The 14,111-nt window shown below is 32.7% G+C and carries 12 protein-coding genes; 1 reads left to right on the top strand and 11 read right to left on the bottom strand.

Features of this window, described 5'->3' with window-relative positions; genetic code table 11:
- Positions 1 to 14: 14 nt before the first annotated feature.
- From OEA66_RS11900 to OEA66_RS11850, 11 genes are all read right to left on the bottom strand, one after another.
- Positions 15 to 851, bottom strand: a complete 837-nt coding sequence (locus OEA66_RS11900; protein WP_267281576.1) for a hypothetical protein — start codon at positions 849 to 851, stop codon at positions 15 to 17.
- A gap of 573 nt (positions 852 to 1,424) precedes the next feature.
- Positions 1,425 to 1,865 (bottom strand): lysozyme, encoded by a 441-nt coding sequence (locus tag OEA66_RS11895; protein WP_267281575.1) that lies wholly within the window; start codon positions 1,863 to 1,865, stop codon positions 1,425 to 1,427.
- Positions 1,862 to 2,425, bottom strand: coding sequence for a hypothetical protein (locus OEA66_RS11890; protein ID WP_267281574.1), 564 nt, complete (start codon positions 2,423 to 2,425; stop codon positions 1,862 to 1,864). Before OEA66_RS11890 ends, OEA66_RS11895 begins: the two co-directional genes overlap by 4 nt.
- Positions 2,426 to 2,518: 93 nt before the next feature.
- Complete coding sequence (locus OEA66_RS11885) at positions 2,519 to 3,832, bottom strand: ATP-binding protein (protein WP_267281573.1); 1,314 nt, start codon at positions 3,830 to 3,832, stop codon at positions 2,519 to 2,521.
- 523 nt (positions 3,833 to 4,355) lie between these two features.
- Positions 4,356 to 4,766 carry a 5-fold beta-flower protein gene (locus OEA66_RS11880; RefSeq protein WP_267281572.1) on the bottom strand — a complete coding sequence of 137 codons (411 nt, stop codon included), beginning with the start codon at positions 4,764 to 4,766 and terminating at the stop codon, positions 4,356 to 4,358.
- A gap of 799 nt (positions 4,767 to 5,565) precedes the next feature.
- On the bottom strand, positions 5,566 to 6,306 hold the full coding sequence (locus tag OEA66_RS11875; protein ID WP_267281571.1) for a hypothetical protein: 741 nt from the start codon (positions 6,304 to 6,306) through the stop codon (positions 5,566 to 5,568).
- A gap of 351 nt (positions 6,307 to 6,657) precedes the next feature.
- Positions 6,658 to 7,338, bottom strand: a complete 681-nt coding sequence (locus OEA66_RS11870; protein WP_267281570.1) for a hypothetical protein — start codon at positions 7,336 to 7,338, stop codon at positions 6,658 to 6,660.
- A gap of 2 nt (positions 7,339 to 7,340) precedes the next feature.
- Positions 7,341 to 11,366, bottom strand: a complete 4,026-nt coding sequence (locus OEA66_RS11865; protein WP_267281569.1) for a phage tail protein — start codon at positions 11,364 to 11,366, stop codon at positions 7,341 to 7,343.
- 320 nt (positions 11,367 to 11,686) lie between these two features.
- Positions 11,687 to 12,067, bottom strand: a complete 381-nt coding sequence (locus OEA66_RS11860; protein WP_267281568.1) for a hypothetical protein — start codon at positions 12,065 to 12,067, stop codon at positions 11,687 to 11,689.
- 52 nt (positions 12,068 to 12,119) lie between these two features.
- The gene (locus OEA66_RS11855) at positions 12,120 to 12,287 is read right to left on the bottom strand and encodes a hypothetical protein (RefSeq protein WP_267281567.1); all 168 of its coding nucleotides are present in this window, start codon (positions 12,285 to 12,287) and stop codon (positions 12,120 to 12,122) included.
- Between the two features lie 68 nt (positions 12,288 to 12,355).
- The gene (locus OEA66_RS11850; protein ID WP_267281566.1) at positions 12,356 to 12,511 is read right to left on the bottom strand and encodes a hypothetical protein; all 156 of its coding nucleotides are present in this window, start codon (positions 12,509 to 12,511) and stop codon (positions 12,356 to 12,358) included.
- 854 nt (positions 12,512 to 13,365) lie between these two features.
- Here OEA66_RS11850 and OEA66_RS11845 point away from each other — a divergent pair.
- Positions 13,366 to 14,028, top strand: a complete 663-nt coding sequence (locus OEA66_RS11845) for a S24 family peptidase (protein ID WP_267281565.1) — start codon at positions 13,366 to 13,368, stop codon at positions 14,026 to 14,028.
- Positions 14,029 to 14,111: the final 83 nt, after the last annotated feature.

Below are 14,111 nucleotides of genomic sequence, written 5' to 3'. Positions count from 1 at the left end.
ATTATTTATTTTTATTATTTAACTTTTAAAATGAGAATGTTAAGAGGATTTTCAATACTGTTTAATATTTTAATCTCTATATTTTGGTTGGTGGCAGAATCGTCTACATTTATTTTTTTACCTGTAATACTGTCACGAGCTTGAATGATTACATTTTCTGTTTCAAGGCTGTTGGGAAACGTGGTACTTTCTGTGATCTGCACTATTGCACTTGTAGGTGTCTCTGAAATCAGCAAAACTTTATCATAAATTTTCTGATTAAATTCCTGCTGATTTTTAGGATTGCTTAACCATTCATAATTAAGCAATAACTTCACTCTGTCTTCTCTTGTTTCCCCGGAAACTGCTTCTAAGGCTTCAATATCCTCACGATTTTTTTTAATAAAATCCACGATTTCCTGAAGTTGATTCAAAGACAGATCATTAGATGAGAGCAACTCTTTAATCTTTGTTATTTCCAGTGTTAAATCTTTATCTACATCCTTCAATTCATTCACAAGACCGTTGACCTGTGTTTTAGTGTAAACATTCCCTGGCTCATTAGAACTGTCAATCGTCCCCACATTGCTGATTCCGAGTTTGTTTTTCCAACTGTTAATATGAGTGGAGGTTAAATTACCTGCATTCAAAAAAGCCAGATATCGTGAATGGGCTCTTGAATCTGCCAAATGCGCCTGAAAAGCTTCTGCACTGGCAAATGATTGAGAAATATCTTCAAATCCTTCAATATTTTCCAGAGGGATTGGGTAATCTTTATGATGAAAAGATAAAAATGTATCTTTAAACTGTGCTTCTGTAGGAAAATCTCCAGTTTCAAACCAACTGAAAATGGTATCTAATGGTGTATTCATTTGAGTATAAAAATTAGTGTTGATAAAATTGGTAAAACCGCTCATTCCAGAGATGGAGCGAGAAAGTTCCGTTGATAATAACCGAAGTTGATTGTAGGAAAAAGCTACTTTAGGAGCTGATTGCCTTTAGAATTCTATACTTTTGAGCGATTTTTGATTCATCTCTCTTTTATTATCATATTACATTGCGAATTGGTTACATGAACATTATTCAACAACAGCAGATTCAGAAGATTACTTGTCAAAAGTTAGGTTGTGAAACAAGTGTGATTTTGAGCAGTAAATCTTCCTTTGCTTTAGAACTCAAATTTCACCTTTATTTAGCTCTTATAAAAGTTTTTTGAGCTTAGCATTCTGTAGTTGCAGTGAGCTTCCTTTTTTATAATTGAATGATCATGCTTTGTAAATTCAATGTTCAAAATTCAACTTTTTTTTATTCCTGTGAAAGATTTTTAGACGTTCTATCCTGTAGATGCAGATGATGGATAAAAACACAATAAAGAAAGTAAAGACAATGAAATAACTTAGAGAAAATTTGAATAAAAAGACCTCATCTAACGAAATGCGAGCTAATTATTTTTCAAAAAACAAATCAGCTTCTGCTTTTCTTCGTCTGATTAAACCATTCAGAACTTTACCTCCTGCAGTAATATACCTCGAAATAAACCAATCTTTAATGGCCTCTGAACCTGCTTTTTTATTGATTAAAGAAAATAAAGTTTCAGATCCACCTGTGTTGTAAGTATGCGATACCAGAGCATCAAATTGATTTTGTGAGATCTTTACTTTAATTTTACTGTTTACGATTTTTTCGTAAGTTGGCAAGACCGATGAAAATAATCCGGCACCTTTTTCTCTGCTTATTGTTGAATCTTTCATGCTTACTTTTTTACCACCCGGATAATACGTATTTCCATAGCCGATGGTGGGAATTCCTGCTGAATCCAGATAAGGTTTAGCGCTAAAACCTTCAAATGATAAAATCAAATTGATTCCTTTTTGTGATGTTTTCATTTTTTTAAATATTTATAAATAAAAAAGGTCAGTATTAAAATCATGATCCCAATTGTAATGACAATCCAGGTTCCGGCCTGAAATCCTTTTGCTTTGATCTCTTTTGTTTTTTGATTAACTTCTGAAAAGACTTCTTTTTTGGTTTCTTTTAAAACTGTTCTATGAGCAAAATCCTGAGTGACAGTGGCAGACTCTTGTTTTGTAACCTCAGATTTTTTATTATCATACTTTGCATAATGGTTACTGATTAAATATTCTGCAGTTCCCATGATAGAAATACTCTGAACAGTATCATTCCCCACCACATTGTGAAAAACAAAAGGATTGGATTCATCCGATTTTCCTTTAATAGATATATTCCCGGACATTTCATTTTTCTTCTCCTGAACTGTTAAATCAGTTGATTCATTTTGGAAAGATTGCAGCTTTTTTAAGCTGACAGAGTCGACTTTTACATTTTCTGTTTCTTTTAATTTTTCTTTGTAATCGTTGATGATTTTGTGCTTACTTCTGCAGGCAAAAGCAATACTGATTGTAGATATCAGTATTAAAATTTTCATTTTCATTAGTTTTATTTTTTTTTAATTAAATGAATCCTAAAGCTTCTTTAAGTGATTTAGCTCATTAGAAAAAACTTCAGGATTTCAAAATTCTCATGTAAATACTTTATCTTCCTTTACATATTCTTTTTTGATACTTTCCAATAACATTTCCAAGCTTACTTTGTAATCAGACTCGTTTGATGCAATTGTTTTCAAACTCACATCCTGGATAGCATTCATAATGTTGGAGCCGGTTAATTCATATCTTTTAGCAATCTGATTGAGATCAATATCTTCAAGCTGCAATTGTTGTGGTAAATTTTGTTCCCAGATGCGCAGACGCTCTTCATGTTTAGGATTATTGAATTTTATACAGCTATGGAAACGTCTTGTAAAAGCTTTATCCATATTATTTTTAAAGTTGGAGGCTAAAATAATCAGTCCTGAAAACGTTTCTATTCTCTGCAACAGGTAAGAAACTTCCTGATTGGCATATTTATCATGAGCGTCTTTTACATTGGTTCGTTTTCCGAAAATAGCATCCGCTTCATCGAAAAATAAAATCCAGTTCTTGTTTTCCGCTTTATCAAATAATTTTGCTAATTGTTTTTCCGTTTCTCCGATATATTTTGAGACCAGCATAGAAACATCAACCCTGAAAACCGGACGTTTGGTGTATTTGCCTAAAAGACTGGCTGCAAGAGTTTTCCCGGTTCCCGGTTCTCCATAAAAAAGTATCCTGAAGCCGGGCTTAAGTTTTTTCTGCATTCCCCAATCTTCCATAAGAATTCTGCTGCTGTTGTACCAAGCTTCGATACTTTGAAGTTCATCTAACGTATTTTGCGGAAGAATTAAATCAGTCCAGGATCGATTGGTCAATATCTGCTCTGCTGGAAAATCATTGCTCATTTTCGGCAATAATTCTACTCCGAACATGATGGTATCAAAAGCTTCCTGATGAACACTAATCTGACTGTTCATCGATGTATGATCTTGAGCTGAACCTGAAAAAACAAGCAATTCTTCTTTAACCAAAACCGATTCTGAACTGAAATAATCTAATGATTTCAACCTTCCTGAAATACTTTCCCCACCCAAAATATATTGAACAGCCTGAATGGTCGGATAAAAGAGTCTGCCATTATCATTGGTTGAACAGAAATCAAACAGCGCACTATTTGGAAATTCTAAAAAAATACGTTTCAGCAATGACGGATCTAAACGAGGCAGTAAAGCCATTAACAGGATAATAACTTCCTGGTGAATGAGTTTTTTTCCTGAAATATAATCTCCCAATTGAAAACCTTTATGGTCATTCGTTTGAAATTCCGGTGCTCCATCAAAATTTTCTGAAGGATTGTTGATACGCCATGTTATAATTTCTTCTAAGTGGGTAAATAGTTTTTGTATTTGTTGTGATGTCATTATATATTCTGGTTATTTAATTGTTCCTAAATCTGTCATTTTGTTAAAAGTTTGTGGAGTTAAATGAAATTGATAATTTGGTGTGAATTACAATTTTTGTTCTTGGTATTAAAATATTTATTGCTTAATTATGTGTTTTCTATGTTCAATATAACTTATAATTCATAGCTCAAAATTCACCTTTTTTTTTGATTATTTAAAAGTTTTACAGCGCCTCCATTCTGTAGTTGCAGTAATAGTTATTCATCTCATAATCAAATGATTCTTCGCATAATTTGAAAACACAAAATTCATTGTTTTTTTATTCTTGCGAAAGTTTTTAAGCCTTCTTATTCAGTAGTTGCAGCAGCATGTATTCTGAGATGAAATTTTCTGGGATCAGATTATTGGGTGAGTAAAAAAGTATCAGAAGTTTATTTAAAATTAAGCGTATGTATATCATGAAAAAAGGCCCGGATTATAAAATCCAGGCCTTACTTTTTAACTTATATAGTTTAGCGGAAATTCTCCGAAAAACTAATAATTAATCTAATTTAAAGAAGAAAAAAGCAACTGCTGCCCATTCTTTTTTAATTCCGTTGGCATAACCAACTGTACCGTGACTGCTGTTTTCTACCGTTCCATTATCTTTAATATATCCAAGAGTTGAATGACTGCCATTTTCTACCGTTCCGTCTTTTTTAACATAACCAACGGTAGAGCCGCTTTTGTTTTCTATCGTTCCATCGCTTTTTATACGACCAATGGTGCTGTGACTTTTATTTTCTACCGTACCATCACTTTTGATATAGCCCACTGTAGAATGGCTTTTGTTTTCAATAGTTCCGTCTGATTTGATGTAACCTGCTGTATTACGGCTTCCTGACTCAATAGTTTGTGCACTTAGAATAGAAAGATTTAAGAGAATAGTACAAATGAATAGTGTTTTTTTCATGGTTTTAAATTTTTAAGTTTATGATTTTAATCTGATTATGCTTTTGTTCAACGTTGTCTAAAGATAATGAGTTTTATTGAATCGGAAAAAACGATACTTCTAAATGTATATATTTTCAATAAATTTTAGTTATAATAATATTTTTCCGATAATAGAATATAGTTTCCGGATACAAAAATATAATTTACAGATGCAAGAATATCACTTTCGGATGCAAGAATATTATTTACATACGCAAGAATATTATTTCCGGATGAGAAAATATAAATTTCGGATGCAAGAATATTACTTCAATATGAGAGAATATTGTTTCCGGACACAAAAATATGATTTCCAGAGATGAGAATATAAAAAACATTCTTACTAGAGCACGAAGAATTCTTGCGTAGGAGCTTTATTGAATACAAAAAGAGACGAAGCTTCTGAAAATAGAAACTTCGCTTTAAATAATAAATCAATTAGATTTTGTGTTTATAATGATTATAAATTCTAATTGATCTATTAAAACTCCATTAATTTCTGTCCAGCCATGCTTTTCAGATTAATACCCCCGCTGCCGCACGATTGCATCGTGTGGTTTAATAATTATAATCTTTTAAAACATCCAACAAGACTTATGAAATACAATCCTTCAGGATTGTAGAACTTATAATTACGACTCATCAATTATGTTTTTATAAAGATAAAAACTTTTTAAGAAGTTATTGGATAATAAAAATGCCACACGAAAGGATTCGTGCGGCAGCGAGGGGAACTTCTTTTAAAAAAATTTCGCTTTTTAGCTATTTAACTTGAAATATTAATATGCTATTCCAAACTCTGCTAAATCTGGCTCCAAATGAGGAAAAATTATAGGGAAAAAGCGCTTCATCAGTTCGTAACTTGGTGATTTTTCTTTTAAACAATAAGTTAGATTCCAATAATTGAAACATTTAGCTTTATAAGCCAATTCCAAGTATTGTTCAAATGTAACTTTCATGTCGTGTAATGCTTCTGGAAAACCACCAAAACCTGTATACAAATAAATATTGTCTATTAACTTTCCATCTTCAACCTTCATACAAGCAACAGCAAATTCATTAGTATCAATAGGTCGTAATTCGCCACCTTTTAAACCTAAACTTTCTGCAGCCTGATACATTCCTGTCGCTTTTACGTTTTCTAAATCAATAACATTTTCAAGTTGGGTTATATTAAGATTACCACTTAACAATATTTTTACAGCTTCCCAACTGTATCCGTTATCTAAATATTCTTTTTTTATCCATGGATTTTCTTTAAATACATCTTCTCTTTCTTTACCATTTCTAAATCGTTCATCAACAATCATCCATGTTAGTGATAACATAGCAGCTTGACTATAAAAATTAATTAAACTTTCAGGAAAAATCAATTCTTTTTCCTTTAATACTCTTTCTATCTCTTCCTTAGAGATAATATCACTAGGCTTACTTACTGCACCAGGACATAATAATGAATCACTCCCTTCAATTTCTTCATAGTATAAAATATCTATAAGTTTTTTATTAATATTTATCATATAAATGTCAATTTATTTTCCATTGTTAATAATCTTAAATTCTCAATATGTGAATCTTTCGCAATTCCCGACATTCTTAGTCTAACATCACTAATTCTTTCAAAAACTCCATTTTTATTCCGCTCATTTACTAATTCTTTAAAGAACCCAGACAACCCTGAGACATCATTAGCTTTAGCAAGAAATATAATCCTTCAGGATTGTAGAACTTATAATTACGACTCATCAATTATGTTTTTTTAAAGATAAAAACTTTTTAAGAAATTATTGGATAATAAAAATGCCACACGAAAGGATTCGTGCGGCAGCAGGGGAAACTTCTAAGAATAGAAATTTCGCTTTCAAATCTTATTAAATTTTTAAAGATTCATATAATTTTATAAACTCTTCCATATTAAAACCTGGAAAGATTAACGGCATATTTTCTGCAAAATCATCGTATCTGGATTTTCCAAGCATCGCACCATCATATTTTCCGTATTCAAGATAAACAAGTACATATTGCCACATCATATAACCTCTTGCAGCAAAAACAAGTTCTATATAACCTTCAAAATTTATTTTTAATGGATAAAAACCAATTCCAAAATCATGAAAATAAACCATATCATCTTCATTCTCTTTACTAAAAACGCCAGCACAAATATCTTCAATATAATCTACAGGAATAAACTGTCCTGTTTTGGAAAAAGAATCTTCGCCTTTTATATAATAATTGTAGCCTTCTTCAAGCTCAACGACATTTGGCTTTTCAAATAATTCATCCAAAGGAACTATATTTATTATTCCGTGTTCATTTGTTTTTTGTCCTTCGCTTATAGGAATATTACTTTCCCATTCATATGAAAAACCATTCGTAAAACTATAAAAACCCTGCATCGTAATTAATAAAGAACTTTTATATTTATTAAAAAACTCCTCTCCTCTCGATTTGGTACTTCTTGGTCCGCTACCTCCAGTAAATTTTATAATATTTAAATCTTCGGCATCAATTAATGGTTTAACTAATCTTTGATAATCATATTTATCCATATTTAAAATTTAATTTTTTCTTTTGCTACTAATTTATTCAATTTTTCTTTAGTAATATGATTAATATTAAGTAAATCATTAATTTCTAAATGTCCCATTCTTCTTCTTAAATTGAACATTTCAGTTGCTATTGTTTCACTAAAAATAAATTTCAGATCTTCTAAAGAAGCCTCATTCACATTTATTGGTAAATTAGGCTTTTTAGTTGCCGTCAATTCATAATTTGATAAATCAGAATCCTTTAAATCATTAACAATTGTTTCTAAATGTACATCTTTTCCTGTTGCTTTTCCTGTTTCTTCGTCTATTTCAACTGCATGAGCTGTAAGTTGTAATGGTACAAACTGTTCATTTAATATGATTTCTCTTAATACTTCTTTCTCAGTTTCAAGCTTATCACTATCATTTACCTGCTTTAATAACTTGCTATTAACGTTTCTTCCATATACTGCCTGTACATGATAATGATAAGCAACACCTCCTTCAATACCTTCTTTTAATGTCTTCTCAATTTGACTTTCGTGATTTCTATTAGCACTTCTAGATAAAGGAGTTAAGTTTGGCCAAATACCAATACCATGCAATTTTTCACTTAATAAGTGCCCTCTAACATAAAATTTATATCTTCTGTCAATACTTGCATAAACAGGTGTATTGAGTCCACCGGTATCAGAACTTTTTGTTCCAGAATAAGGTTCATTGGTTAAATATTCTATAGTCATGGAATCACCAAATCCACCATGAGTTGTGCCTCTAAATATAGGTACTGATGATTTACCTGGTTGGAACAATTGCTGTGTTAAAATCAAAACTTCATCAAAAATCATGTTCATTTTATCCTCATACTTTTCATCTTTGTTGTCTAAAGCTTTCATCTGAAGTACTAATTTTAACAATTTTTCTTTCGTTGCAACTTTTCTAGAATCCGACTTATTAACTTCAACTGTTTTTATATAATCTTCATAAGTCCTAGGAGTACTTCTTATCATCAGAACGTCTTTACCTCCGATATCTTCAACAGACAAAGTATGTTTTGCTTTTCTAGGAGTTGTAAATTTTTCTTTACGTTTAAAATGACCTTCTTCAACATTATCTTTTTTTTCTTCTTCATTTTTTTTCTTCTTATCTTTCTTACCTCCGAAGCCAAGTTTTCCTAATAATCCTTTAGCCTTAACTTTCACAAAATTCCAGAACTTCACAATTGCATTTTCAATACGCTTACTTATTTTTCGTACTACACCAACAACTTTATCTGTTATTCCGCCAAGACCTGCCAATGAAGCTAAAAACCCAATCACTACCGGAATTGCTTTTCCCAAAGCATTTTCTATTGCTTTTGCCACAGCGCCTACATTTCCGCTGGCAATTGCTTTTACTCCATCTGTAAAAGCTTTTATAAGCTCCATGATCTGAGATGCTTTCTGGATGAAGAATTTCACGATATCTATAATTGCCATAGCTGCTTTTATAAATGCTCCTGCGGGAGTAAGCAAGCCCATTACCCATTTAATTCCTGCTTGTACCGCCTGTGTTTTGATAATATCGATAATGGTATCCATTACGGTATTTTTAATATCAGTAAACTGATCTTTCACATGTTCCCAAAGCCCGGCAAAACCATCTCTCTGAACGATCATTACCATATCAAAACCTCCTTCTAGAACCTTCATGGCACGCTCTCCAACTACTGAAGCTCCAATACTTCTGATGTTCGTCCAGGTTAAACCCAGCATCTGAGTACTGATAGAGAAAATTCCTTTTAAAGAAAATACATCTTCCGGCATGGTGAACGAAATATTTTTCATTGCTCCGGTCAGCCATCCGAAGAAACCAGTTTTAAGGTGCGTCCAGATATTGGTTCCGAAATTGATAAATCCCTGAGAAACACCGTCAATAAGTTTCGATAAAAATCCTATTGGGTCTGCAACAATTGCCATTATCGCACTTACCGCTCCGGAAATTAGCTCAGTAAGCGTTTTTTTGATTTCCTGTATTGTTTTCCAAACACCTACCATTTTTTCTTCTAAAGTTGATAAGAATCCAAGGTTACGTTTTTTAATATCAACAATCAGTTCATCAACTTCCTTCAGGGTATTGTTGTACTTTGTTGTTAATGTATCGATTAATGAAGATTCTTTATCACTTATAGAACTCTCAAGCTCTTTAAACTGCCCCTGGATTGCATCAATATCTCCTTTAATGGCTTTTTTTACATCTGCAGGAAGATTTTTAATAAACGAAACTACTTTCTGACGTCCGGAAGTAATGGAAGCTCTAGCAGCATTCAATCGTTCGGCAACCAATTTTGCAATTTGCCCGATAACACCGTCCATTGCAGTTATAAAATTTTCTTTTCCTTTTTTATAGAACTTATCTACTTCATCCGGCAATTTTCCATTTCTGAAATCTTCCCACCGTTCGCCATATTTGTCGACACTATACCATTTACCATAACGTTTTGCTTTGTAGTCTTCCAATTTCTGGGTTACTTCCTTTTCAAAAGCAGATTTGGCCTTTTTAGCACCATCATCAAATAATTGGGTAACTTTAGTTTCCAGGTCATTTAGCTGTTCACCTACAGATTTTTTCGCCTGCTCATAAATAGTATTCAACTTCTCAACAACATCCTTGTGTTTAGCTGTATCTTCTTTACCTGCTTTATGTTGTTTGTTGGTAACACTATCCAGCAACCCTTTTCTGCTGTGATGCATTCCTTCCATCGTGCTGTTGGTTTTACCTTGTGCTGCCTGTTTAGAAGCTTCCAGCTTTTTGTTTTCAGCATTTTTAAATTCTTTAGGAGAATTTTCAGCATTCTCTTTGGCGGCTTTTTTAGCATTGAGTGCATCAATGAAATCCGGCTCATTCGAATTTGCCAACTGTTCGTCTGTAATATTATTTTTAGCAAACTGCTGTTCAACTGCTTTATAACTTTTAGCAATAGGTACACTTAGCTCAGAATCGCCTCGTTTAGGCGGCATAGCATCTGTGGCTTTTATATTGACTTTTGAGCCTATTTTCGGATCAGGCAACGCCGTTGATTTACGCTGTGCAATTTTAGTCTCATTAGGTTCCTGTTTAGCAACAGTTTGTATACTTCCTGTTACGCTATTTTTAGATGTCATCACATCTTTTTTAATATCCCTATTAACAGTATTAATATTATTACGTTTTTCAAAATCGTCTGCGTCATCTTGTTTTTGAGGTAAGTTTATTCCTTTGATCTTTTCTTTCAATTTCGATTTGAAACCAACTGCCGTGAAAGAAGCTGATTTTTGCTGATCCAGTTGTTCTACCTGCTGTCCTCTTGCTTTGGATTTACGCTCTCCATCCGGTACTGCCGCTGCCGCTTTTGCATGATTTTCGGCTTTTTCTTTAGTATCGTGAACTCGTTTTGCTTTCGCCGTATTTTTCACCAAACTAACAGTCTGGTTAAATCGAGGATCACTATTCGGACTCGTCGGTGTAGTTCTTTCGACAGTTTCCTGTTCGCCAGGTAAAACAAATTCTGCACTCATATCTGATCCAGCAACAGAATTCTGGACAGCCTGCACTTCTACAGAAGCAACAGATTCTGACAATTCTGGAACTGCTGTTTCAGAATTGCCTTTGCCACCCTGAGCCATAACTGCTTGTTCTTGTATCGTCTTTGGTAGATAAGTTCCCGATTTAAGATCGTTATAATTGCGTGCCTGATCAATACTCAAGGTGGTCATGTAACCTTTTTCAGCCTCTTTGGTGTCGGGATGATTGATATCTCCGGTTTGAGCTAAACTTTCCTGATGCTTTTTAAACATGATTTCTGAGCCCTGATCATAAATGGTTTGCGAACCATGAACTGCCGGAATACTGCCATTGAGGGTAACTACATTAGGATTTGCTGATCCGGTCACAACAGCCGGACTGCCCGACTTTTGTGTTGGTGTACCCACATCTGTTTCGGATTGATGAACCACCACCGGTTCTTTCGGCTTTTGTTTTTTATTTTGGTGGGCTTTATTGTCTATTTCTACAGGTTTTGCTGCTTTCATTGACTTGTATTTTTTAAATTACATATTATTTTAAAAGGTATATAAAGCACAACATCGACTGTTGTGCTTTATACCTACCTGCTGAAGTGAAAAATCAAACCGGGAACGGCAGATTTTTTAAAAGAAATTGAGGAATTAGAAGTGGTCGTTCAACTTGCAGATGAGAAACAGGTAATGCTGAACCACTTTTCGTTTTTTATTTCTCGTTTATTTGAGTTTTCAGGTTTTTCTTTTACAAAATTCATTCTTTTAGAGGAGAATCGTCTGTTTTTTGAGCGAGAGATCCCGTAGCTGCAGTAAAGGGTTTTCGCAACTTATTTTTATTCAGTTATGTCGTCTTTTTTCTCCTCTTCCACATGAAATGGTCTTTCTGTTTTTACGCCATATCGGGTTTCAATAAAAATGCTTACTGCGGTATCGATCCAGTTTGGAAGATTATTGGTAATCATTTTCAAAAATTTATCGTAGCCATAGCCAAGAACAAACAGTACTCCTGTAGAGTACCATTTGTCATGCAATTCGGCTTTATTCATTAAATAACTCATGGTAAGCCCCACAATCACTACTATTGTTAATGTGATAAAGTGTTCCCATGGCTGTTTTTTTTCTTTATTCTGTATGGAAACCAATACCCTTAACAACCCTCCTGAAAATGCGATTGCTGTTCCTATTAAGAGTGCTTTTATACTATCTAGGTTCATTATTTTATATACTTGGTTAAAAGTTTTGTTTTTTTAGTTTTCAGATGCATCATTATTCCAGATCCAGAATATACATATCATCTAAAAATCGTTTGCTTTTCAGGATGTTTTCATTATCATCCAGATAAGCCATTTCATCGATAATATCGTTAATGTCTCTGACAGGTGTTTGCCGTCTTGCTCTGTTTTTTTTGATTCTCTTTATTCTCTTCTCTCTCATGGCTTGTAATTTTTTCCGTTGTTTTTTTCGCTTAAAATTGATTTTCATGGTCTTCATCTGATGTCATTCTATCCTTGGATAATATTGTAAATTGTTCTCTCTGAAAGGAAGAGCATATCCATCAATTCTGTTACGATTACTTTCATCTGTTTGTTCTGATTACGCTTTACATAATCGATTACAAAATCTTTTCTTTTTTCTACTAAATCTTTGCTGCGTTTCATGTTTGGTTAATTTTTATATGTTAAAAGGTTTGTTTTTTTGTTCGGAACAATGTTCAGATTTCTTATATTTTTCAGTTTGGTGAAGTCAATAAGAATCCTGAAGACTTATGGTAAGCCTTCGAACAGATGTATGATCAGGTTATTTAATTGCGATTTTTAAGAAGCTGAAATCATATACTCTTTAAGATAATTCAACTTCCTGATTTTAGATTTTCACTTTTTGGGTAAAATGATTCGGTAAATATTCATAATGATTTGGTTAATTACAAACAATAATTTATTTGTAAAAAGAAGTATAACATTGTGTTTGGTTTTAAATGATTTTACAATTTGATGAGTTTTTTTAATAAGCTCTGTTTGTCTGTGACAAGTTTTTCTATTCTACAGTTAATGATAATGAACCGATATTTTATACATTAACTGCAGCAGTATTGTACTTTTCATAATACAAATAGCTTAATGGATGCTTAATTTTCGCCAGAGAAACGGATTTAAATGATTAACAAAACCTAAATAAAACGAACAAAAATCATTTAAAAATAATAAAACCCGTAATTTTTACATTTTAATTAAACATATTGTTATTTTTTTTAATTGTTTTTTCATGATAAAAAAACCGTCTAAGAGCGCTTCAAGCCTACAAAACATATAGAAAATTATTGATTTCAACGGACTACTTCATTTTTTAAATTGTATTTAAATAATAAGATAATTGCATTTCATCAATATAAATATGTATCTTTGTAGTGTTCAACTTTATCAACAGGACAAATATACGAACAATGTTCGTTTTTAAAAAATAAAAATGACTTTTTTTCATATTTATTTTTACATTTAACTCTAAATATATCAAAATGAACCATTTAGAATTTAAAGAGATCAGAAAAAAGCTGAACATGAAGCAATCTGAAATAGCAGAATCTATAGGAGTCGGTACGAGAGCTGTACAGTATTGGGAAAAAGGTGAACGAAAGATACCTGAAACAACCGCTTATTTTGTAACCAACTTACTTCACGAACAAGAAAAGAAGCTTAAAGACGGTGCGTCACCTGTTATTTTTTCAGATTTAAAAATTATGAATGTCCCGCTTGCAAACCAGTACGCACAAGCCGGATATCTGCACAATTTTGCAGACGAAGAATATATAGAAAGTCTGCCGACCATTCCTTTTACCGACGATGTAGAACACCGTGGTGAATATATGTGTTTTGAAGTACGTGGCGACAGTATGGACAACGGTTCTTACGAAAGCTATCTGGAAGGTGACATCATTTTATGCCGAAACATCAGACAAGATTACTGGATGAGTAAGCTGCATTATGATAAGTGGGATTTCGTTGTTGTTCATAAAGAAAAAGGTATTCTGGTGAAAAGAATCATCAACCATGATGTTGAAAGAGGCATTATCACTCTTCATTCCCTTAATGAATATTACGACGATATGGAAATCCACCTGCAGGATGTTGCGAAACTTTTCAATATCATCAGTACAAGACGTAAAAATAACAGAAGATAATCAGCACGATTCTATTAAATAAAATCCTCAAAAATTTGAGGATTTTATTTTGTGTTTCCAAATTGGTATTAAAAAACTGCACA

Origin of the sequence: Chryseobacterium luquanense, assembly GCF_026460945.1 — a bacterium.
GTDB classification, from domain to species: Bacteria; Bacteroidota; Bacteroidia; order Flavobacteriales; family Weeksellaceae; genus Chryseobacterium; species Chryseobacterium luquanense.
This window is presented reverse-complemented; position numbering and strand designations above follow the sequence as displayed.